20 protein-coding genes are annotated in these 22,736 nt (G+C 39.6%); 10 read left to right on the forward strand and 10 right to left on the reverse strand.

The window, feature by feature from the left end:
• Positions 1–37: 37 nt before the first annotated feature.
• Positions 38–202 carry a hypothetical protein gene (locus RE476_RS03395; RefSeq protein WP_309308996.1) on the forward strand — a complete coding sequence of 55 codons (165 nt, stop codon included), beginning with the start codon at positions 38–40 and terminating at the stop codon, positions 200–202.
• Positions 203–327: 125 nt separating this feature from the next.
• Here RE476_RS03395 and RE476_RS03400 read toward each other — a convergent pair whose 3' ends face one another.
• From RE476_RS03400 to RE476_RS03415, 4 genes are all read right to left on the reverse strand, one after another.
• Positions 328–651 carry a DUF6951 family protein gene (locus RE476_RS03400; protein ID WP_309308997.1) on the reverse strand — a complete coding sequence of 108 codons (324 nt, stop codon included), beginning with the start codon at positions 649–651 and terminating at the stop codon, positions 328–330.
• Positions 652–665: 14 nt separating this feature from the next.
• Positions 666–986, reverse strand: a complete 321-nt coding sequence (locus RE476_RS03405) for a DUF6951 family protein (RefSeq protein WP_309308998.1) — start codon at positions 984–986, stop codon at positions 666–668.
• 183 nt (positions 987–1,169) lie between these two features.
• The gene (locus RE476_RS03410) at positions 1,170–1,505 is read right to left on the reverse strand and encodes a carboxymuconolactone decarboxylase family protein (protein ID WP_309308999.1); all 336 of its coding nucleotides are present in this window, start codon (positions 1,503–1,505) and stop codon (positions 1,170–1,172) included.
• 153 nt (positions 1,506–1,658) lie between these two features.
• Complete coding sequence (locus RE476_RS03415; RefSeq protein ID WP_309309000.1) at positions 1,659–2,570, reverse strand: DMT family transporter; 912 nt, start codon at positions 2,568–2,570, stop codon at positions 1,659–1,661.
• Between the two features lie 100 nt (positions 2,571–2,670).
• Here RE476_RS03415 and RE476_RS03420 point away from each other — a divergent pair, with 100 nt between their 5' ends.
• From RE476_RS03420 to RE476_RS03445, 6 genes are all read left to right on the forward strand, one after another.
• Entirely contained in the window at positions 2,671–3,039 is a 369-nt protein-coding gene (locus RE476_RS03420) for a VOC family protein (protein WP_309309001.1), read from the forward strand.
• 261 nt (positions 3,040–3,300) lie between these two features.
• Positions 3,301–4,065 (forward strand): methanol--corrinoid protein MtaC, encoded by a 765-nt coding sequence (gene mtaC / locus RE476_RS03425; protein WP_309309002.1) that lies wholly within the window; start codon positions 3,301–3,303, stop codon positions 4,063–4,065.
• A gap of 310 nt (positions 4,066–4,375) precedes the next feature.
• Positions 4,376–7,510, forward strand: a complete 3,135-nt coding sequence (locus RE476_RS03430) for a PAS domain S-box protein (RefSeq protein ID WP_309309003.1) — start codon at positions 4,376–4,378, stop codon at positions 7,508–7,510.
• 638 nt (positions 7,511–8,148) lie between these two features.
• Positions 8,149–8,913: a methanol--corrinoid protein MtaC gene (gene mtaC, locus RE476_RS03435; protein ID WP_309309004.1), complete on the forward strand. Its 765-nt coding sequence runs from the start codon at positions 8,149–8,151 to the stop codon at positions 8,911–8,913.
• A 10-nt stretch (positions 8,914–8,923) separates the two neighbouring features.
• On the forward strand, positions 8,924–10,303 hold the full coding sequence (mtaB, locus tag RE476_RS03440) for a methanol--corrinoid protein co-methyltransferase MtaB (RefSeq protein WP_309309005.1): 1,380 nt from the start codon (positions 8,924–8,926) through the stop codon (positions 10,301–10,303).
• 598 nt (positions 10,304–10,901) lie between these two features.
• Positions 10,902–11,828, forward strand: coding sequence for a PKD domain-containing protein (locus RE476_RS03445; protein WP_309309006.1), 927 nt, complete (start codon positions 10,902–10,904; stop codon positions 11,826–11,828).
• Between the two features lie 32 nt (positions 11,829–11,860).
• On the opposite strand, the gene RE476_RS03450 is transcribed toward RE476_RS03445, so the two are convergent.
• Positions 11,861–12,889, reverse strand: coding sequence for a hypothetical protein (locus RE476_RS03450; protein ID WP_309309007.1), 1,029 nt, complete (start codon positions 12,887–12,889; stop codon positions 11,861–11,863).
• A gap of 364 nt (positions 12,890–13,253) precedes the next feature.
• The gene (locus RE476_RS03455) at positions 13,254–13,577 is read right to left on the reverse strand and encodes a Rieske (2Fe-2S) protein (protein ID WP_309309008.1); all 324 of its coding nucleotides are present in this window, start codon (positions 13,575–13,577) and stop codon (positions 13,254–13,256) included.
• Between the two features lie 330 nt (positions 13,578–13,907).
• On the opposite strand from RE476_RS03455, the gene RE476_RS03460 reads away from it, so the two are divergent.
• Together RE476_RS03460 and eif1A are read left to right on the forward strand one after the other, a co-directional pair.
• Positions 13,908–15,200, forward strand: a complete 1,293-nt coding sequence (locus RE476_RS03460) for a DEAD/DEAH box helicase (protein ID WP_309309009.1) — start codon at positions 13,908–13,910, stop codon at positions 15,198–15,200.
• A 275-nt stretch (positions 15,201–15,475) separates the two neighbouring features.
• Positions 15,476–15,814 carry a translation initiation factor eIF-1A gene (eif1A, locus tag RE476_RS03465; protein WP_309309551.1) on the forward strand — a complete coding sequence of 113 codons (339 nt, stop codon included), beginning with the start codon at positions 15,476–15,478 and terminating at the stop codon, positions 15,812–15,814.
• A 244-nt stretch (positions 15,815–16,058) separates the two neighbouring features.
• Here eif1A and RE476_RS03470 read toward each other — a convergent pair whose 3' ends face one another.
• Together RE476_RS03470 and pncB are read right to left on the reverse strand one after the other, a co-directional pair.
• Positions 16,059–16,265, reverse strand: coding sequence for a TRAM domain-containing protein (locus tag RE476_RS03470; RefSeq protein ID WP_309309010.1), 207 nt, complete (start codon positions 16,263–16,265; stop codon positions 16,059–16,061).
• 1,280 nt (positions 16,266–17,545) lie between these two features.
• Positions 17,546–18,754 carry a nicotinate phosphoribosyltransferase gene (pncB, locus tag RE476_RS03475; RefSeq protein WP_309309011.1) on the reverse strand — a complete coding sequence of 403 codons (1,209 nt, stop codon included), beginning with the start codon at positions 18,752–18,754 and terminating at the stop codon, positions 17,546–17,548.
• 197 nt (positions 18,755–18,951) lie between these two features.
• Between pncB and RE476_RS03480 the strand changes: the two genes are divergently transcribed.
• Positions 18,952–19,731 carry a winged helix-turn-helix domain-containing protein gene (locus RE476_RS03480; protein WP_309309012.1) on the forward strand — a complete coding sequence of 260 codons (780 nt, stop codon included), beginning with the start codon at positions 18,952–18,954 and terminating at the stop codon, positions 19,729–19,731.
• 51 nt (positions 19,732–19,782) lie between these two features.
• On the opposite strand, the gene RE476_RS03485 is transcribed toward RE476_RS03480, so the two are convergent.
• Positions 19,783–20,151, reverse strand: a complete 369-nt coding sequence (locus RE476_RS03485; RefSeq protein ID WP_309309013.1) for a hypothetical protein — start codon at positions 20,149–20,151, stop codon at positions 19,783–19,785.
• Between the two features lie 74 nt (positions 20,152–20,225).
• On the reverse strand, positions 20,226–22,691 hold the full coding sequence (locus RE476_RS03490) for a U32 family peptidase (RefSeq protein ID WP_309309014.1): 2,466 nt from the start codon (positions 22,689–22,691) through the stop codon (positions 20,226–20,228).
• Between the last annotated feature and the right edge of the window lie 45 nt (positions 22,692–22,736).

Raw genomic sequence — 22,736 nt, forward strand, 5'->3', positions numbered from 1 at the left:
GGCTGCCGATACCCGGCAAAACAAAAAAGGTGAAAATATGGATTTAGCAACAAAACTGAGATACAAGGTTATTAACCTGAACCATTTCAGACGATGTATGATGAGCAGGATGCAATATCAGCTATCTTCATACTGGAAAAAAGAGGCAAATATCCCTGCTTTCGACATGAAACCGGCAAAAGCTTCCAGCTTAACAATATGATTAACCTCCATGAAAAACGAACTGCCATCTCTTAATAAAAAACGGTTAAGCATAAACATTTGTAAGGTCTGAAGTCTATGTGGGTGCAATGCACCCAATCCCTCCACAACCTCCATTCTATTTTTTTATAATTCATCGAACTCTATGCTGACCCTCTCTGACTTCTTAGCCAGATTCTTTGAAAGCATACCGGTTTCCATCCTGCAGACGTGAAGAACTCCTGCGGGTACAAGGCATATAGGTGTACACTGTACTTCTTTTGCTCTGTCGATAACGAAATTATCTTTAATGTCCATGGTTTCCATCATGGGGATTTCCATGTGTGACATTTTCTTGATCTTCTCACAGGGTGTGTCGATATCTATAATAATATTACTTCCGTCAAGTTCCCCTGTAATCTTGTGAGTGAACCCACATATTGCTGAATTGACCCGAACTGTTGTTGCCATTTTTAATCACTTGATCATTCGTCATTGAATTCTATGCTGACCCTTTCGGATTGTTTTGCCAGCGTTTTTGAAAGCATACCCAATTCCATATTGCATACGTGCATTACTCCCGCAGGCACAATGCATGTTGTGCAGCAGACATCTTGTGCCTGATTCATGACATAATTTTCCTTTATGTTCCGGGTTTCCTTTTTTGGTATCTCCATGTGTGAGATTTTAGCGACCTTTTTGCAGTCAGTTTCAATATCTGCGATGATGGTCTTTCCATCAAGTTCTCCAATTATCTTATGCTTGAACCCGCAAATAGCTGAATTTACTCTTACTTCTGATGTCATGGTATGTTCTCCTTAAATCTCCATAAAAGTTCTATAATTATAGTTTCATTGAATGTGGATGGTTTTAAAAGTTTGCGTCTAAGTTAAAAAACAGCTGTTTTTTAGCAGTTCTGTCCGCTAGCTGCTGTAATTCATAAAAAAAATGTGTTAGAATAACACAATTTAAGAATGCATATTTATAGACTACTTTTCTTCGTCACCGGAACAACTGCAACAGACATTTCCTTTCAATATCTCTTTCCAGTCTCCGATCACGTCATGTGTCCAGCAATCATCAGCACCGGCTGCCTCTCTCATGGTGAGTGCAAAGATATATGAGAGATCCTTAACTGTGGCTCCTGCTTCCAGAGCACCTTTGAAATGTTTCAAAACACATGGTTTTGATCTGGCTTTGATTGAAAGGGCAAAACAAAGGTACTGGTATGTTTTTTCGTCAATTGGCCTTTTTTCGGCATAGAGTTTGTCTATTTCATCAAGTTTCTCGGTAAATTCGGGAAAGAACTCTTCAAGCATCCTCATGATTATATCTCCACTGTTTTTTTCAGTTAACACTGTTAATCCGGCATTTGGTAATACGATTCAGTGCCAGATACTTCAAAATATGTTGAAGTCGCTATTTAAATCTAATTGCTGTTTTCACCCTGTGTAAGAAATAGGTCTGATCAACGGGTTTCAAACCTGTATCCTGAAGTATTTCCCAAACACTCTGGGACTTTTCTCAATAACTGCAATATAAGCTCCAAGCAGAATGAATATGCAACCTATAATGGTGTTTGCAAGCAAAGGTGTATGCAGAATGGTAAAATCAAAAAAGATGCCGCTGACAGGTTCAAGCAACGCAAGAATACTTCCCTTCTGTGCTTCTATCTGCGAGATACCACTAACATAAAGGAGTGCGGCCATGGCGGTATTCACGACCCCGAACAATATTAACAGGTTCAAGTTATCTGCAAAAACGGGTTTAGGAACTCCGCCAGCAAATGGCAAAAGTAAAACAACACCTATCAGGGTATACCAGAATAGCTGGGCAACGCTTGAGTAATCATCCTTGATATAACGGATAGTTACAATCTCACTGCCAAATGAAAAACCGGCAAGGATTCCTGCAGCTATACCTATTATGTACCCATTGCCCGCTGCAAATCCGGTCGTTATGCCGGACATATCAACAATGAACAAAAGTCCGATAAACGACAGTACCAGCGCTACTATCCCTTTACGTGTTATCTTTTCCTTGAGTATGAGTGGTGACAGCAGAGTAACATACATCGGTGCCGTATAGAGCATCAGTATTGCAACTGAGAAACTTGTGTATTTTATGCATATAAAATATGTGAAAAGTGTAGTAGTATTAATAAAGCCAAGCAACAACAGGTATCGTTTCTTTTTCCGTGGTATTATCTGGGATAACTTTCCCGTGAGTATTATGAATACCAGAAGCGAAAGCACACCAAAGAGCTGCTTGTAGAATATCATTGGTCCTGTTGGTACATCTTGCAGGTAATCAACGAATACGCCTAAAAGTCCGAACAGAACAGAACCGGTAACAAGTTCAATGTACGGTTTTTTTGATCCCGGGTTCATAGATGGGAAATGGTGATATGGATTATATAGAATTTGGTGAGTGTCAGGATTTACGAAACTTTTAATATTTCAAACCCTACATCTAAATGGGGGTAAACATATGGCAACATTCATTCATATCGATGTACCAACGGACGATCTTGAACGTGCAAAGAAATTCTATTTTGATCTTTTTGACTGGGAATTTGAAAAACCATTTCCAGAAATGGATTACTATCTCTACAAAACGACTGGCCTGAATGGGGAAGAAGGTATCAGGGGTGGAATGGGTCTTCGGGGAGAACCTGAACAAAGAATTACCAGTTATATCGGTGTTCCGTCTATTGAGGAATATACAGATAAGATAGAAAAAGCCGGAGGCAAAGTGCTTAATCAAATGCCAGTACCTGGCTGGGGCTATCTCGCCATCTGTCTTGATACCGAAGGAAATATGTTTGGCATCTGGGAAGATAATAGTGAAGCCGTATAATCTTTAGCTACAGGGTATTGCAGTCTTTTTATTTTTTATTACTGACGGGGATGTCATTTACAAAAATGAATATCCACTGCTTATTTTTTATTATGTAAATATGATTTATTTCTTCTTTAAGACGTTACCTTTACATATCAGACTTACACTTTAAGTAGCCATTAGAACTTTGTATATACAAAACCTTCTTAGCACAATAATTTATTCGTGTAAGCAGACATGCACCGCATAAAAAACATAAATTCTAGTAAAGGAGGCTCAATGCTAGATATAGACCCGACAGGTATCCTTATAAGATACAATGTCAAACTCGAGAGTGAGTTATCCACTGATGAAGTAGCTAGAGAACTTTTTCCTTCAGATGTACTTCTAAGCAATATAGTTGAGGCAGTTTTTGAGGGCGATGAAGATGAGGTCATCATTACTCTCAAAGAGGCAGTAAAAGCTGGCAAAGATCCTATATCCCTCATAGACGATGCTCTCATGGTAGGAATGGATATCGTATCTCAATTATATGATGACGGGCTCCTCTTTCTCCCGGATGTGATAATTGCATCCCATGCCATGACTGATGGAATTGAATATTGTAAAGAGATATCCGGAAAGACCCATGAATGTAAGGGAACGGTTGTATCATATGTTGTTGAAGGGGATATCCATGACATCGGTAAAAAGATATTGACCGTATTTTTGAGATCAAATGGATACGATGTCATAGATCTTGGAAGCGACGTGCCTATAGATGAAGTTATAATTGCTGTGCTGAAACACAGACCTATTATGCTCACTGGTACCTCCCTGATGACAACGACCATGTATTCCTTTATGGAAGTTAATAACCGCTTACTTGAAAATGATATCAGAATACCATTTGTATGTGGTGGCGGGGCTGTAACCCAGGACTTTGTGATGAACTATGAATTGGGTATATATTGTGAAGATGCTGCAATGGTCCCTAAAATTGCAGATATGATAATAAAAAACAAAAATATAGATGAATTAAGGGAACAATTTCATGTACATTAACACTATTAGTACAGAAAAATAGAACATAATAGGTGGCTCACATCCAAAATCATATCCCTCTTGTGTAGATTGGATTGAAGGAAGTATAAAACTTAGATGAGAGCCAAATATTAATCTGCATCCTTCATGTATTTAATATCTCCTTTTTAGTCAGGAAACACTAAAGATATGGATAATTCATTTTGATTCTAAATAATCATATATGATTCATCTTTGTGTAAAAAATGTAAGTAGATAATAAACAGCTATAATGGCGTAAGGATATAATATTGTTAAAAAAGGGGGTCATATCATCAGTTCTGAAAATCTCATGGAAACAAAACATCCCTCTTGCCTGAGGGACGCGGAACTTACAGGTATTGGTCCCGTTTTTTCATTTCTCTGGAGCAATGACAACAAGAGGTCAGTAATATCGGTTTCAGATAATATCTCCCTTTTGGATTATTCATCCGAAGATTTTAGTTCAGGGGAAATAGAATACTCTGATATTGTTCATTCACAGGATTTTCAAAAACTAGATGAGATTTTATCTAAATTCAGGAAGGATGACAAATCATCGTATTTTTCAGCAGAATACAGGATAATGGCCAGAGATGGCAGAACATGTGAAGTAATCGAAAAGACCTTTGAGATCTTACAGGATGGAAGCAGTCTTCTTCATGGACTTGTATTTGTAACGGGGAGTCTGGAACATACAGATAATGCTTCTATAGCTGCCGAAAAACAAAATATGTACTGCCAGAATATAGTTGACACTATACAGACTCCTCTTTTAATACTTGACAGTGCATTCCATGTTCTCTCTGCGAACAGGTATTTTTATGACCTCTTTAAGTTAGGTCCTGAAAAAACAGAAGGAAGACTTTTTTTCGACCTTTATGGAAGAAACTGGGATAGGCCTCTACTGAAATCATTCCTTGAAAAATTGATGGCGGAGAATGTTTTCTTTGATAATCTGGAGCTGGAGTGCAATGTAGAGGGACTTGGTAGCAGAACAATGCACCTTAGTGCAAGACCACTTGAGATGGGGGTTGATAATGAGCTACGTATCCTTCTTTCAATAGAAGACATCACGGTCCGGAGAATGTCTGAAATAGAGCTTAGGGCATCTGAAGAAAAATATTCCACGCTTATTGAGAAAGGAAATGATGGTATTCTCATTATTCAGGATGGACTGCTCAGTTTTGCCAACTCTAAATTCTCCCAGATGACTGACCTCGAAGAAACCGATCTAACAGGTCAGAATATCCTGTCATATGTTCCTATGGAATATCATCGCATGATCACCAAACGTTTAGAAAAAGTCCTGAAAGATAAACGTGGTGTCAAAAGGAATGATGAGGTAGAGTTCATCAAAAAAGATGTTAGTACTTTTCCTGCAGAGATAAGTCTCTCATATATACTACATGAACAACGTCCTTCCGTAATGATGGCTGTCAGGGATATATCGGAAAGAAAGCGTGCTGAAGCTGAGCTTAAAGCATCTGAAGAGAAGTATTCCACACTTGTAGAGAAAGGAAATGATGGTATAATTATCCTTCAGGATGATTCATTTAAATTTATCAATTCAAAGTTCTCTGAATTAACCGGCTATTCAAGGGAAGAATTGTATGAAAGGGCTTTCATGGACAATTTACCAGTTGATTATCAGCGGATGATCAGCAAACGAATTAAGAAAGTCCTGAAAGATGGGCGCAGCATTCGCCGAAACAATGAAGTTGAATTTCTTAAAAAAGACGGCAATACATTCCCTGCTGAAATAAGCTTGTCTTTCATCATGCATGAAGGTAAACCGTCGGTGATGGTGGATATCAGGGATATCTCTGAGAGGAAGCTTGCTGAATCAGAGCTTAAGGCTTCCGAGAAGAAGTATTCCACGCTTGTTGAAGAAGGGAATGACGGTATTATTGTTGTGCAGGATGGAGTTCTCGTTTTTGCCAACATGAAATTCTGTGAAATTACCGGTTTTTCTAGGAATGAAATACTGTACAGGCAATTTGAAGACTTTTTAGTACTTGAGTACAAACGCCTTGTTACGAATAAGTTCAAGAGAAGTCTTGAAAAGAACCGCAAGGCAACTCTGAAATATGAGATAGAGTTGATCTCAAAGACCGGAAAAAGTACTCCTGCGGAAATAAACTCCTCTATAATATACCATGAAGGCAGGCCGGCTATAATGGCTATTATCAGGGATATTACCGATCAGAAAGAAAAGGAAAGGGAACTCCTTGAGCTCATTGAAGTTCTGAAGGTTCTGGAAACGGTTATCAAAAGCAGTCCTGCAGTCGTGTTTTTCTGGAAACCTTACGAGGACTGGAAAGTGGAGTTCGTTTCAGAGAATATTTCCCAGTTTGGATATGAGGCCAATGCGCTAATGTCAGGTAAAGTGCTTTACGGCGACATTGTTCATCCATCCGATATGGAAAGGCTCACAATGGAATATGACATGTTCTCAGGTGAGGATCATCTATCCTTTGAATATCGCATACTCACAAAAGCCGGTGAAGTCAGGTGGGTGGACGAAAGATCTGTTATTAAACGTGATGCTGAAGGTAATGTTCAATATATTCAGGGTATCATTGTTGATATCACCGAGCGTAAGAATGTGAAGAATTTCATGCAGATCGGCTCGGATGTGGGTATGCTTTTCAGTCCGTTGGGTGATGTTGGTGATATGTTCTCCCAACTTGTGGAATTTACAACCCAGATGGATAATCTTGATTGTGGTGCTCTCTATCTGGTTGATGAAACCACCGGCGATATGAACATAGTAGCTCATTCCGGTCTGTCTTTGGATTTCGTTAAAAGCACACGGCATTATGGTGGTAAGTCAATCCACGCCAGGCTTCTTAAAACAGAATATCCTCTGTATACGAGGTATTATGAACTGACCGCCATGATCCCCGGAGATAAATTAAGTTATGAAGGTCTTGAAGCTACCGCCCTGATTCCTATTAGGTATGGTATGGAACTTGTAGCCATACTTATGCTTGCGTCCCATAATGCATATGGGGTTCCTTTTGAGGTTCGTGATTCCCTTGAAACCATTGCTTCTCAGATAGGTCCTGTAATAGGTCGTATGCGTGAACAGGCGGATATCCAGAGGGATATAAGAAACCTTCAGGTTATTTTTGAATCAATGGAAGACATGGTGTTCATGCTGGATAATGATGGATGCATACTTTATGCGAATCCTTATTCATGCACCAGGCTTGGTTATTTGGAAAACAGCCTGATAGGAATGAATCTTATCAATATCTATCCGCAGAAAATGCTCCTTGAGGCGGCAGCAGAACTCAAGGTAATACTGGAGGGCAAGGCGCATATTTGCACAATACCATTTGAGTCGTCTTCGCATGAAGTAATACCTGTCGAGATGCGTTGTTCAATGGGGCAACTGGATACCAATCCAATAACGATATGCGTCAGCAGAGAAATGGTATGATATATCTCTTTTGGTTCAGTTCCATCTTTTTTCTACCTTTTTTGTTTTGTATTTAAAATACATGTATATTTAGGATGTAATATCCGGTGAATTTTTCATTTTTATTCATAATCCCGTTCAGAATCATGATTTTGCCAGTTACTCTTTGAATTTTATATTATACGTATCTAAAAATAGAAATTTTGTACTATTTAAATGTGATGGTGCTTTTAGCAGTAACTTTTTTTCATTTTATTAGTATTTAGATTTTTAGCTATCAGTAGACATTACTTTTTTTTATACTTCTGGTATTCTATTATTGGTATACATTGGACTATACATTTCTTTTTATATGATTATCTTTTTTAAAAAAACAATTCACAATATATAAACATTTGCCTATTAATTGTAGTTGCTGAATTACTCAAATGCACAACAATTTTAAAAACAATATCAGTATCTGGTATATTTTATTATTATTCAAAACGATTAATTATTCTCCAATGCATACTTTTATATATGTGTATCTTTCAAAGATAACATTTATATAGGATGGTAAAAGTGCATGTTTGAGGTTCAATAGAACCTTTTTGTGTAGATTGGATTGAGCTTGACCCAAGCTCAATAAACTAAACTATCCAAATTGAAGGAGGTATAGAATGTTAATAGTAGACAAAGAAGGTATCCTGATTAGATACAACGTTAAAATGGAAAAATCAATGACCCCTGAAGAGGCGGCAGCAGAACTCTATCCAAAAGATGAGTTATACCGTGCAATCGCAGAAGCGATCTTTGAGGGTGAAGAAGATGACGTAATTGAAGGTCTTGAAGCAGCTATCGCAGCAGGCAAAGACCCAATAGCACTCATCGACGATGCACTTATGGTAGGTATGAAGGTAGTAACAGACCTTTATGACCAGGGTGTCATTTTCCTTCCAAACGTAATGATGTCAGCAGATGCAATGCTCGAAGGTATCGAGTTCTGTAAGACCCAGTCCAACGAAACCCCTGTACAGAAGGGTAAGATCGTGTGCATGGTCGCAGAAGGTGACGTACACGACATCGGTAAGTCAATCGTAGCAGCACTTCTCAGAGCAGCTGGATACGAAGTTGTCGACCTCGGAAGAGATGTACCATCCGCAGAAGCACTCGCAGCTGTCAAGGAACACAAGCCACTTATGATGACCGGAACTGCACTCATGACAACAACCATGTATGCATTCAAGGAAGTCAACGACCTTCTCGTCGAGAGCGGAATCACAATGCCATTCGCATGTGGTGGCGGAGCAGTAAACCAGGACTTCGTTTCAACCTACTCCCTCGGAGTATATGGTGAAGAGGCAGCAGATGCACCAAAGATGGCAGATGCTATCCTTGCAGGCGCAGACATAGCAGCATTGAGAGCGAAATTCCACCAGCACTAAGGTGATTAAAATGGCAATTAACAGATTCACAACAATGGCATACTCCGAAGCTGACGAAATGGTCTTCGGTAAAGCAAAGAAACCTGTAAAAGCTGGTCTCGGTCTTGAGATCGGAGCAGGATACACAACCGCAGAAGTAAACTACGCACCAAGGCCAGAAGCCGGTGAGTCCATGGAGAAACTCGTAAACGAGTACCAGAGGATCACAAAAGACATCATGGCAAGAATGGTTCAGGTCGGTTTCCCATCCGTAGTACTTGAAACAGAGCACGTCCAGCAGATGACCAACAACCCAGCATGGGGAGCAGCTGTTGCACACGCACAGAAGACCATCATGGAAGAGTACTATGAAGAATATGGAATCAAATGCGCACTGAGACACACCCCTGGTGACATCAGAGAGCACAAAGAGTTCATGGACCTCAGAGGCGACAAGATGACTGTAGTCATGGAGTCCTTCGACCAGGTCGCAGAAAGCGGCGCAGACCTTCTCTCCATTGAATCAATGGGTGGAAAGGAAATTTTCGACTACGCAGTACTCAGGAACGATGTTCCAGGTATGCTCTACGCAATCGGCTGCCTTGGTTCAATGGACATGGACTACCTCTGGCAGGAGATCGCAAAGGTCGCACAGCAGAAGGGCGTAACCGCTGCTGGTGACACAGACTGTGCACAGGCAAACACTGCAATGTTCATTGCAGGTGGTCTCCTTGACAAGAACCTTGCACACACACTTGCAATCGTCGCAAGAGCAATCTCAGCTCCAAGATCACTCGCTGCATACGAAGCAGGCGCAGTAGGTCCAGGAAAAGACTGTGGATACGAAAACATCATCGTAAAAGCAATCTCTGGTATGCCAATGTCATTCGAAGGAAAGACATCAACCTGTGCACACTCCGATGTAATGGGTAACCTTATCATGCAGTGCTGTGACCTCTGGTCAAACGAGTCCGTTGAATACCACGCAGAATTCGGTGGTACAACAGTACAGTGCTGGTCAGAATCCCTCAACTACGACTGTGCATTGATGAACACTGCACTTAAGTCAGGCAACGAGAAGATCCTCAGAGACCTCCTCATGGCTTCCGACAGATTCAGAGACCCACAGTCCTACATCCTTGCATACGACAACGCATACAAGGTTGGAGAAGCAATCGTAAAGGACGGAGAAGACATCTTCCTCCGTGCAAAGAACGCTGGAATGGAATGCTGCAGCATCCTGAACGGCTCCGAAGGTCTCGAAATGACAAAGTTCGAGCTCGGTGCACTTGCAAAGGCAACCGCAGAATTCGAGGCACTCACATCAGAGTCCGAGACATTCATGAGCGAATGCATGGAGAAATACTCCGCAGAAGTACCAGTATTCAAGCCAGAGAACTACGCTCTCTAAATGTAGTACTAAGAAGTTTTTCTTCGGAAAAACTTCTTTTCTTTATATTTCAAAAACGAAAATATATTCCAATTATCAATTCACACTTAACTCCACAATAAAACTCATAGGCTTTACAGAAAAAAACGGAGTCACAAACGCCATCAATTCTACCTCCAACTCCACAACCTTCACTATTATGGCATGTGTATCGAAACTTCCCCTGTAAAGCCTTTGACACTTTCTGTTGCATATCTTTTCTGATTCAGGTAACTGGATGTTCTTTACTTTGATATTTATACAGGAATTCTATCCTAAGATGTATAGATAAAATTCATTTTTCGATTATATTTCATCACAAAGTTTTGTTTTGTGTACACACATCATGATTTCATGCACATATGTCGTGATTTTGTATTCATTACCCTGATATGCACAAACAAACATCCATGAGAATGGTGCCTTTATGAATTTTTTAAAACGATACAATTTATTCTCTATTCTTATTCTATTAGCAATAATTGCGGTTTTAGGCTTAACTGGACACACCAGTTCAGAGCAGTTCGATGTAAACGAAATCAGTGTAATGCCTTCTTCTTATCAGGTGGAGCCGGGAAGCATGTTTACAATAGAAGTTGAACTTCTGCCGGTTATGCCAATTTCAGGTGCACAATTTAGTGTGTACTATCCGGAAAATGGTTTTTCTGTGCTAAACGTTTCAGAAGGTGATTTCTTCTCCCGTTATGACTTATCTACTGTATTTGAATTAAAGAACGACACATATGATGGTACAAGTTCAGGAACTATCTATTGTGCTATACTGGGAAACCATTCTGTTGCAGAATCAGGGACAATTGCAGTTCTTACAATGGGTGCCGGAAATTATACGGGTTATCTGACAATTGATCTTGAAGATGTAATTCTTAGTGATGCTTCTTCAAGTCCTGTAAATTATATAGTTAACAACGCAACAATACTGGTAGATTCAAAACCTGAATTGGTTGATATTGGAACAGTACAGGTCACTGAAGGAAATCTACTAAATCTCACATTGAAAGCAACAGATGCTGACAACGATGTACTTGTATTCTCTGTGAATTCACTCCCGGATGGTGCAACACTGAGTAATTCATCCGGATCTTTGATGTGGCTACCAAACACCAATCAGGTCGGAGAACATTCTCTTGAATTATCTGTAACAGATGGATATCTGACTGATACAAAATCTGCAGTTATTGAAGTTCTTCCATCTGATCTTTCACCCATCGCCCATGCAAACGGTCCGTACGAAGTAAGGACAGCAAAGAAACTCCGTTTCTCAAGCACCGGTTCCTATGATCCTGACGGCACTATTATGTCTTATACGTGGGACTTTGGTGATGGTAATGTGGGTATTGGTCCAAGTCCGTTCTATACATATAATAAAGCAGGCGTGTACACATTAACTCTCACTATAACGGATGATGCAGGAAATATTGGTATTGATAAAACAACTGTTACTGTTGAGAATATATTCAAGTTCTATCTTGATAAGTTCAACTATTAATAAAGTAAAAAAGTGAATCAGGACAGGAGGCGCTAAGCTTCCTGCCATCCAAATTCAGCCATAGTTTCTGCATCACTTTCCTTAATTTTCAAACTATACTGGCACATACCATCGTTTAAACTCCGGGAACTGAAATCAGATATTTCTATACCGTGAAATGTGCTGAAATATGCAATTACCAGTTCTTCTTCAGTTGGTTCCATCAGGAAATTGATATTTCCTTCAGCGTACCAGAGTTGCCATGGTGTCTGGTCACATGCCTGTTCTGATTTCATTTCTACAACTTTATCCAACATGCTTTGAGTCATCTCATTCCACATGTCATCAATTATTACAGATTCTACAATTTCATTGTATAATCTTATCTCAACGATGTGGTTGGTAATGACCTGTGTGACCATCTGGTCAGACCTGTTACCGTAGCCACCGTGGCTGCTGTTGAATGTGTAAGTGAGGATGTGTACTTCAGGTTCTTCCTCATTGTACTGATGGTCTGTCAAAACGGGGTTTGAGCCGTCAAAACTGTACGTTGGTGCATTCATGATCCATTCTCCGGCCATTGCTTCTGCATCCTCTGTAGATATTGCGGCTGCATAGCGCTTCAGCTTTAGCAATGCTTCATCTATTTCCCTGAGTTTATCCGGCATATAATCATGGAAATATGGGTCCACTTTTACAGTTTTGGTAGTTCCGTCCTGGTCAAGTGAAATTTCCACAGTTCCTGTATCAGCAACAATGGGCTGCCCCTCCTGTGGTTCATAGAGTTTATCCATTTTAGTGAACTGATTGTCTCTGAAAAGTTCAAGCAGGTTGCTGCGTGTTTCCTCATCAATAGGTTTGATGTACCTGGCTGTCAGCTTATTTTCATAATTATAATAGCTGAGATTGACCGTCGTAGAGTTAATAACTAGCTCCTGTACTGCCATGCTTTGTAAAGTAAAAGCTCCGTATGTCAGGTGAGTGATTACTGCGTCATCAGAAATATCAGTTGTATCATTTTCTGTACATCCTGCGCTTAGAATAGCGAGTGTCAGGATACATATCATTATCATTCTTTTCATGAAAATTCCCCAAAAAGTCTTCCTTATAATCAAGATATATTCAGCCTATTTCTATTTTTGGTGTAATTTTTTACAGCTATTACCATGCAGATTATCATCAACTTATTGAATAATTGCTTAAACTTCTAATCAATTCGCAGTTATCGATAAAAGAATGGATGTTATCCCGATATAACAACAATTGCGCAAAACGAAAAAAGAATTAAGGTCGATGGATACATTACCATTGACAGTTCAATTTGCCAGCATCTGCCTGTTGGGATGATTATTGTCTTCTTATGGAAAAGGAAATGGAAGTTTCAGGCAGTATTCAGATGAATACAGTTATGTTTTCTTTGTGCTTCAAAAGCAATAAAAAGAAAAATCAGATCAGCACGGATATATTTCCGTCTTCAATCTGTGTTTCAAAAACCTCAACTTTTGGGTCATCTATGTCAATATATTCGCCTGTGTCAACATTCTCTCCTGTGCGAATATCGAAACCCCAGTTATGGCATGCACATTTGAGTGTATAGTCTTCCAGGGTCCCGTTCTTAAGCGGACAGCCCTCATGCGGACACTCATTCAGGAGAGCATATACTTTGTTGTCTTTCTTTATCAGGGCGATCTGTTTATTCCCTGATTTGATGACCTTTATTTTTTCTTCTTTCAAATCGTCTTCTTTGATTGCAAATACCCACTCTGACATAAGTTTCACCCACTGATATTTTACATAAGTATAAATCCTTCTGCATACTTGATGTAGTAATAGTATATTCTCATAAAATGCACTGTTCTTCGCTTATAAATAATTGACGTGGAGTAATCATTATGGTGCAAAGTGGATTTTTCTCGACATAAGTACCGACAAGCTTAATTCCCTTGGTGTCGTTACAAAAGCACTGCTCTTTTTTGTTTTGCATTACAAAACAATTTGGAACATCAATTCTTAAAGCGGGCCAAATTGAAAACAGATTTCGATGATGTGACTTCATCCTATGTTTTGCATTGATGGCCACATAATCACAGGAACTATAATATGGAATCATCAACTTTTAAAGACCTTCATTTATCTAGAAATATCGAAAAAGCAATTGAAGAACTAGGTTTCGAGGAACCTACTCCAATTCAGGCTCAGTCTATTCCTCATATATTAGAAGGCAAGGATGTTATTGGTCAGGCGCAGACCGGCACAGGTAAGACTGCTTCATTTGGAATACCTGCTCTGGAAATGGTAGCACCTAATAGCAGAAATACTCAGGTACTCGTTCTCTGTCCTACAAGGGAACTGGCAAATCAGGTTGCCGATGAATTAAACAAACTTGCAAAATACCAGCAGACAAAGATACTGCCAGTGTACGGTGGACAGAACATCGACAGGCAGATAAAGGCTCTCAGAAGTGGTGTTCAGATTGTGATCGGAACTCCTGGAAGAATAATGGATCACATCGAGCGCAAGACACTGAAGCTAAACAATGTAGAAATGGTTGTCCTTGATGAAGCTGATGAAATGCTTGATATGGGATTTAGAGAGGACATTGAAAGTATCCTCAGCAGTGTCCCTGAAGAAAGACAGACCATTCTTTTCTCAGCTACAATGCCTGCGCCAATAATGAAATTGGCTCAAAGGTTTCAAAAAAATCCGGTGCATGTCAAGACCATTCATAAGGTGGTTACAGCACCAAACATGGAGCAATCCTATTTTGAAGTTAAGCATCATATGAAACCCGATGTCCTTTGCAGGATGATCGATATTTATGATGTCAAATCATCCCTTGTATTTTGTAATACTAAGAAAAAGGTGGATGAATTAGTTAGTCTTCTTAAAACCAGGGGTTTTCTTGCTGACGCTCTTCATGGTGATCTGAAGCAGGCCCAGAGAGAAAAGGTAATGGCAAGTTTCAGGAAAGGGGAAATAGAGACCCTTGTTGCAACTGATGTAGCTGCCCGTGGTATCGATGTTGAGAATATTGAGGTTGTATTTAACTACGATATGCCACAGGATGAGGAATCCTATGTACACAGGATCGGAAGGACCGGACGTGCAGGAAGGCAGGGTATAGCATTCACATTTGTGACTCCTAAAGAGATCTATAAGATCAAGAGTATCCAGAAGTACACCAAGACAAAGATAAAGAATCAGAAGGTCCCAACCAGAAGTGATGCTGAGGATTTCAAGGCTAATATGCTTTCAAAGAAAGTTAAGGAAACTATTGATGAGGGCCACCTTGGTAAATATATGCACTGGGTGGAAAGCATGTTAGATGAAGATTATACTTCTATGGATGTTGCTGCCGGACTTGTCAAGATGATGCTTTCCGGAAAAAAATAATTACATATTCGGGGGAATTGTTGCCGGAGTATAATCCGGCATTTTCCCATCATGTACGATTCATGTTATATAGTTTGAGCATGTCTTATAGGAATAGAATCAATTATCCCTGCTATGCTTAAAAATCAGATTTTTCAGCAATGGTCATGGATGAATTTTGTTTTATTTAAATTGGATGTTTCCACTATTGTAATAATCCGCAGGCAGCATTTTCATGATGTCTTTGTTTTTGAATAAAGCAGGAATAAAAAGTTTACAAGCACTGAGGTATTAATCTGGCTAATTATAGAAGTAATAAAAGAAAAAGTAATGCAATGGGTGGAAATCCTGAGGGGCAGGAAGTTGTCAGGGTTAGAACTCCACGCAAAGAAAATGGCGAGGTTCTGGCGACAGTATCCAATCTTCTAGGGGCCAACAGAGTAAGGTTGCAATGTATGGATGGTGTGGTCCGTATGGGTAGAATTCCTGGATCAAAGAAGAAAAGAATGTGGGTCCGTGAGGGCGACATTGTTATAGCTACTCCCTGGGAGATCCAGGATGAGAAAGCTGATGTCATATGGAAGTACACTCGTCCCCAGATCAACTGGTTGGAACGTAAAGGCTTCCTTGGATGAGATGAATTATATTATTCATCTTTTCTAATATCTATTTTATATTCATATAATATCTTATTCTGATCTTCACCGGGCAATAGCTTGGCCTAAATTCTTGGTTATCAATATATTCTTGGATATGTCTGCAACTCATACATTAGTTTAAGCTACAAAATGTAAAAAAATAGTTAGAACGAATATTGTAATAATTAAAAAGAGTATTGAAGTATCATATAATGATACTTCTGTAATAAGATGAATGTGTTTATTCTGCGACTTCGCCGAATGCGAACTTTCTCATTACTTTTGTAACTTTAATTGTTACTTCGTCGCCTACGGATGTACCTGGTACAAAGATTACAAAGCCGCTTACTCTTGCAATTCCGTCTCCTTCTCTTGCAAGGTCTTCGATTGTTACGTCGTATGTCTCTCCGGCATCTACAGGCGCTGTGGTTTCATTTCTGTTAAACATTTAAATTCACTTCCTTTTTATAGCTTAAAATATCTGAGTAAGCTTAAAACATAATGCAAAATAGAAATCTACAGTTAAAGTAAATGCCATTTAATGTCAATACGTTTAGCGAATAACAGTCTTATTTTAAAGCAGCCTTTCTATGACTTGTTTGTATATAAGTATTGTGCATGATATTGATTTCTTGCAAAAATTCATTCGTATGATATTAAATCTAAACCCCTCTGAAATAGTTTAATGGAATATTTGTCAATCACTTTCAAATAAATCCGGTTTAAAACTCCATATTTGCCAAACAGTTTTTCTGTCAGCAAAAAATAATGAAAAAGATACTGCCATCTCTATTTCTTACAAAACCCATAACTGCTCTTACTATGGTAGGTTTGATATTTCCTTTATGCCTTTTAATAATATTTCTCTTCCTGCATAACATTCAGTTAAAATCTTTTATAATGGTATTTCTATCAAAAGAGAAGCTTACATTTTCATAACTGATCACTTCTACATTGACACCGGTCATTTTTTTCTCGCCAAGTATTCTCTAATGTACTGGCTGTTTCAACATAGGATGCATACTTGTGAATATTGTTATCTAAGTAGATGTCTTCCCTTCGTATATGTTATCCAAAGAATAAAATTAGTTTCTTATTCATTTTTGTTGAAGATGTAATTTATTTAATGTGAAACGGGAGGAGTTATTGAGAGTAGATATTCATCATTATGATGATATATGCAAATATAGATATATTTATATGATATAAAAAAGTAGTAAATTATGTAATCAACAAACATATGAAAAACGGAAAAACGAAAGGTGTGAAATGTGGAGATTTCGGTTTCATCGAATCATCCCCTCAGACTTTGCCTTACATTAAAGGTAATATCTACTCTTCCGCATTTTGCCCTTAATATCTGAAGTGGAGTATGGGCAGGGAACCCGGAGCTTATGTTTGTTGATAGGTTATTGTCTTTTGCGGGGGGTTTACCCCCCTTCAACTTATATTTGGTTTTGTATTTTTCATTGTTGCAATGTGATGCCTGTTTTCAACTACTTTTTATATTTTAAATCCACGCTCTGTATAAATCTATTTTATAGTAGGTGTAGATTTATTAACAATGTTTATATAGTTCGGCAACCTATTTCTTATAGGTGAAGCAGTATGAAGAATAGCACTTATATCGAGATTAAGCGAGGTTTTGTTCTATTTTTGTTGTATCTGTTCCTAATGATATCACTGGGGTTAATGTCCAGAGTGACTCATATTATCTGATGAATTGAATTATTCATCAAGTCCTTTCTTTCCAAAAATATAGTTTGCCACTCTGATGGCATCCTTATCTCCTGTTTCTTTTCCTTCATCGTCACTTAACTTCACTACAGGTATACCATCGATGCTGTGAAGCTTTATAACCATATTAAGAGGAGGGCTGGACCTGAAGAAATCATAGTTATTGGTAATGCTCGTTCCAATCCCGAATATACAGTTTATGCGACCTTCGCATTGCTTCTTGATCTCTATGGCATCTGAAGCAGATAGTGAATCACTGAAAACAACTACTTTTGTTAGTGGATCAATGCTCATTTTCTTATAATGCTGTACGACCCTGTCTGCAAACTTCAGTGGATCTCCACTGTCATGGCGAACACCGTCATACAATTTTGAAAGCTTCAGGTTGAAATTCCTGAAAAATGGTTCCGAACCAAATGTGTCGGAAAGTGCGATTCCCAGATTACCTTTATAGACGTTGACCCAGTTCTCCAGTGCGAACAGGTTGGCATTGCGTAGTCCGATGAGTGCTGAATTTCCCATTATCCATTCATGGCCGATGGTACCTGTCGGCTTAACACCGTATTTCTTAGCAAGGTACACGTTACTTGTGCCTGAGAACGTTTTACATTTATGGAGTATCCTGACAGCAAGGTCATGGATCTCAAAACTGCGCCTCCTACGAGTTCCGAATTCTGAAAAACGACAGCTGTTCTGCTCAAGCTCTTTAGCGTTGCTTAGCATAAGTTTTTCGTATTCTTTCAGGAGAGTTTCATATCCGTATCCATCACCGTGTTTCTCATCCTTCCAGTCTGTTTCTATTATTTCAAAATAGAGTTCAGAGATAGTGGCCATGAGGATTATCTCCCAGAGGATACTGCTGTGCCAGGGACCTTTTATCGTGAGGTCAAGGTCTGCATCCCCGGTCAGTCCCACAATCACCTCAGATGGGTCAAAACGATAGTTTTTAAGATACTCGACATAACTGGGTTTAAAATAAGTACACTCTGCTCTCAGCCATGTGTATTCCTCCTCTGTCAGGATGAGCTTTGGTATGTCTTCATCAATGATCCGTCTCAGTTCTTCTACAAACTCATTTGTGAAGCGTTGTTTTCCCCTGTTGGTAAAACGATATTCTGCAGATGCCTGTGGAAACAGCTCAAGGATTGCCATCTGCATTGTCAATTTATAAAGATCATTATCCAGTATTGAGCAAATCAAGTTGTTTCTTCCTGTGTGATTATTAATAAGTAATCGCTGTAAGCCTTCCTACATGCGTATAACTTTTATCTATTTATCATGTTTGCTTGTGTTCTGTATTGAAGTTCTACTACACAATCAGAAGTCTGTACGGTATATATTAATATAGTTTTGTGTTATTATTGTGTACAGCTATCACGAAAAAGAAGGGATCAATTTTGAGCGGCAATATCATTAATGAGAATAATAACGGAATTTACTTGCAGCAATTTGAAAGCCTGCGTTCAGAGATCATCTCTTTAAAAAAGGATGTCAACAGGGTACTTGAACGCTCCAACCATCATCGTATGGATGCTCTGTTCACTGAAGTGAAAGGAGATTTGTCACGGCCTGTACTTCATTATCTGCTAGAGGATACAAAAGAAAGCTTTGAAGAAGGCTTTTGCATGGAATGCGACAAAAAAGAGATATGTAAACCTGCATTTTCCAATCTCCTTCATGAAATGGCCTTACTTCTCCTTGAGGATAGGGCCACAGAGGACGCACTGGCTCATTTCAGGGAAAGGTTTGATGAACTCAAAGGTTTTGCAATCACAGATGATTGTGATGGCTGTGTACAGACTGCTTCCAGGGTATTTGACAAACAGATAGGACTGATACGCTCGTTCAACATAATATCTAAAGAGGAATTGAATTCCGCGAACAATGTGAATATCACTGATATATCCGACAACGTTGTCACAGATGTATGTGAACCTCTTGCCAATAAACAACGCCTGGCTATTCTCAGGTCCATGAATTCCGATACCAGTAGCTTTTCAGAGCTTTCAAAGATAACAGGTCTCCGTGGTGGAAACCTTCTCTTCCATATACAGAAATTGCTGGATACGGGTATGATACTCCAGAGAACAGAGCGAGGGGATTACATGATTACAAAAAAAGGCCATTTAACCTTAAAAGGAATGGCTGAGCTATATGAAAAGCTCAGCAATATCTAATTATTCCGATTGTGGTCAATTAGTTGGGAACTGAAGAAATACAGTTATTTTTCAGAATAACCTTGTCACTTTTACTGGCTCACAATCTTTAAGTTTCATATAGATCGCCATGATCTCTTCAGCGCTTTCTTTTCCCATTCTTTCACTTATCAGTTCAAGGAAAAGTGTCATGTAATGGGGTGGTACGCACCCAAGGCTCTCTTCTCCTGTTTTTATAAGTGACAAAAGGTACTCCAGATCCTCATCATCCAGGGCTGATATGCGGTTCCTGAAATCTTCCTCACTTTTTGCATAATGGTTTGAAAGTGGTGGAAGTATGGATCTGTATGGTGCTTTTGAACCTGCACATTCAAGTCCTGCACATTCCGGAGCTACCTTTTTCAATACTACTATGTCTTTAGGGGATAGTTCTCTTGCCATATTCTCACCTGATTTTTTCTTTATTATTTTAAGGGTTGTATTTGAGCATGAATATGTGGGTTCTATTGATGTCTCTATAACACACCTTTGAAATAGTGACCCTGATCGTATTCTTCATCCCTTGAGGATTTCAGCTTTATTTGTTTTCCATCAAGTGCCTTTCTGAAATTACGTGTGATGTCTTTTACATCTGCTTTTTCATAAAGGGAAAGGTCAAGCCTGAGCACATCGGCGCCGGAGTCACAAAGTTTGTCGAGTTCCTCTATCATATTCAGCACAGTTGAATTGTAGATAAGGGTGCGTTCGTTTTTCCTTCTAACCGGGAATGACCCTTTGGTATTGTCTACGAGCAATACCTCACTTTCATCTTTGATTATGCCATCATCAATGAGGGGCTTTAGCAGGTCATTCTTTGTCACAAGCAAAAGTTCGCGTCCATAGGCCATGACCTCGATCTGAAGGGCCGGGTCAGTGTTGACACATGCATCCTGAGTTTCCTCAAGATTCAGTTCACTTGAAAGTGTTACGCGGTAAGCACCGGATTTATTGAATGCATTTGTTGTGTATGCATTGAATGGATTGAACTCCTTCTGGGCAACGAACGGCACATTCAATTCATTTGCCAGCCGGACAGGTCCGTAATTAGAACATGCAAGTTTAAATCCTGCATCGGTGACCTGCTGCATCTGTTCTTTTAATTCCGGCATGTCCTCTTCAAAGCTTATCTGCGGTGTCATCAGGACAAATTCTATATTCTTTTCCTTCAGGCCGTTAGTCCTGAGAATATTGTCCTCATTCATCAGTTCAGCGAACAGGTGAATAGGTGCATAAATAATGTCAGCACCGGATTTGGATGCAACGAAGATAGAATCAATGTCTGCTACTTCAACACTTAACAGGGGTATTTTCGACTCTGTTTTGGTTTTTTCTCTATTATATCCGGTTGAAACGTCAGGACAACTGCGGTTCCTGCCCAGACGTGGGAATCTGGAATTGAACAGTTCCTCAACTGCTTCCCTTCTGGTGCCTGAAAGAGCTCCAATGGGGATGAATATATTGTCATCCACATCCAGGATTATATCTTTTGCATGGAATGTTGTATCGCCCAGTTTCCCAAGGGCTGTTATTATCTGCTCCTGGCTTGTGGGAGAACTTTTTGCTTCCTGCACTATGTAATCGCTGATTGCTTCAGTTTCCATATTCCTGCTTTTCACACTAATGCGCAGTTTTTCTCCCTTTCTTGCATGGATCTTTATTGTCAGGGGAGTGGATTGAAGTTCAATATTTTGCAATCTTTCAAGCAATTGCGGATCAGTGGAAACATAGACCTCATCATTGTTCCTTACGGATTTACTGGTCTTTGCACTTATCAGTAAAGTGGCATCCTCGCCTTTCTTAGCAATCTTCACAGCTTCCCCGTTAACAAGAATTCCGTGCACACGGCAACCGATAATTCTTACTGGGGTGTTTATGCTTATGCCGTCATTCACTTTTATGTCATGGAGGGGCTGAATGGTTAGTTTACCTTCTTCCTGTGACTTCGTTATATTTGCTACCTTCCCAAGATACGCGCCATAATTTGCACTGTATTTGCGCTGTGTGACGTCGTTTTCACCAAGCACGAAGCCTCGTGTAAAACCTCTGTAGAACAGTTTTGCAAGCTCGTTCTCCATTTCATCCAGTTCATCACTGTTGAAATTTTCACCAGTATCACATAGTTTTTCCGCAACGCTTCTGTAGGTTCCGGCACTGGCAGTCACGTACTCAGGTTTCTTCATCCTGCCTTCGATCTTCAGACTCATTACACCAGCTTTTATAATATCCCCGAGTCCCGGGAAAGTACAGAGTTCTGCACAGCTTATCGGATAATCACCTACAAGTTTGCTGTCTATGATCTCTCCGTCTACTGACAGTTTGAAAGGCCTTCTGCATGGCTGGAAGCATGCGCCCCTGTTTGCGCTTCTGTCCGTAATGGCAGTGCTGAACAGACATCTGCCTGAAAATGAATAACAAAGAGCACCATGAACGAAAAGTTCTATTTCCACAGATGTCTTGTCTATGATACTTTTGACCTGCTCGGTAGTCAGTTCCCTTGAAAGTATAACCCTGGAAGCACCTGCATCCCCAATGAAATCAACACCCTGCGGATTGTGTATTGTCATCTGGGTGCTTGCATGAAGGGGAAGGTCCGGAAAATGCTCTTTGAGTAAAAAGAACAGGCCAAGGTCTTCCAGTATAACAGCATCTATGTTGTATGCATATGCCTTGTGAACAATATCAATTGCTTCTTGCATCTCATTTTGCTTGAGGGGTATATTCAGGGCCATGAACACTTTGACACCATAGGAGTGTGCAAGATCGATGTTATCCCTGAGTTCGTCAACGGAAAAATTAGTTGCACCCTGACGGGCATTGAATTGCCCGACTCCCAGGTAAACAGCGTTGGCTCCTCCTTTTATAGCGGCTCTCAAGGCTTCAGGGTCACCAGCAGGAGCCAGGACTTCGGGGGGTGTACAGTTTGAAGTTTTATTACTATGCATGCAGATCAGATTCTTGTTAGCTTGAATGATAAAACGATAATTATG

The organism is Methanolobus mangrovi (assembly GCF_031312535.1).
Lineage (GTDB): Archaea > Halobacteriota > Methanosarcinia > Methanosarcinales > Methanosarcinaceae > Methanolobus > Methanolobus mangrovi.

Bases quoted from the DNA above. Each gene is read 5' to 3' on its own strand.
- RE476_RS03395 (WP_309308996.1), top strand. From the start codon at position 38: ATGGATTTAGCAACAAAACTGAGATACAAGGTTATTAACCTGAACCAT.
- RE476_RS03400 (WP_309308997.1), bottom strand. From the start codon at position 651: ATGGCAACAACAGTTCGGGTCAATTCAGCAATATGTGGGTTCACTCAC.
- RE476_RS03405 (WP_309308998.1), bottom strand. From the start codon at position 986: ATGACATCAGAAGTAAGAGTAAATTCAGCTATTTGCGGGTTCAAGCAT.
- RE476_RS03410 (WP_309308999.1), bottom strand. From the start codon at position 1,505: ATGAGGATGCTTGAAGAGTTCTTTCCCGAATTTACCGAGAAACTTGAT.
- RE476_RS03415 (WP_309309000.1), bottom strand. From the start codon at position 2,570: ATGAACCCGGGATCAAAAAAACCGTACATTGAACTTGTTACCGGTTCT.
- RE476_RS03420 (WP_309309001.1), top strand. From the start codon at position 2,671: ATGGCAACATTCATTCATATCGATGTACCAACGGACGATCTTGAACGT.
- mtaC (WP_309309002.1), top strand. From the start codon at position 3,301: ATGCTAGATATAGACCCGACAGGTATCCTTATAAGATACAATGTCAAA.
- RE476_RS03430 (WP_309309003.1), top strand. From the start codon at position 4,376: ATGGAAACAAAACATCCCTCTTGCCTGAGGGACGCGGAACTTACAGGT.
- mtaC (WP_309309004.1), top strand. From the start codon at position 8,149: ATGTTAATAGTAGACAAAGAAGGTATCCTGATTAGATACAACGTTAAA.
- mtaB (WP_309309005.1), top strand. From the start codon at position 8,924: ATGGCAATTAACAGATTCACAACAATGGCATACTCCGAAGCTGACGAA.
- RE476_RS03445 (WP_309309006.1), top strand. From the start codon at position 10,902: ATGTTTACAATAGAAGTTGAACTTCTGCCGGTTATGCCAATTTCAGGT.
- RE476_RS03450 (WP_309309007.1), bottom strand. From the start codon at position 12,889: ATGAAAAGAATGATAATGATATGTATCCTGACACTCGCTATTCTAAGC.
- RE476_RS03455 (WP_309309008.1), bottom strand. From the start codon at position 13,577: ATGTCAGAGTGGGTATTTGCAATCAAAGAAGACGATTTGAAAGAAGAA.
- RE476_RS03460 (WP_309309009.1), top strand. From the start codon at position 13,908: ATGGAATCATCAACTTTTAAAGACCTTCATTTATCTAGAAATATCGAA.
- RE476_RS03470 (WP_309309010.1), bottom strand. From the start codon at position 16,265: ATGTTTAACAGAAATGAAACCACAGCGCCTGTAGATGCCGGAGAGACA.
- RE476_RS03485 (WP_309309013.1), bottom strand. From the start codon at position 20,151: ATGGCAAGAGAACTATCCCCTAAAGACATAGTAGTATTGAAAAAGGTA.
- RE476_RS03490 (WP_309309014.1), bottom strand. From the start codon at position 22,691: ATGCATAGTAATAAAACTTCAAACTGTACACCCCCCGAAGTCCTGGCT.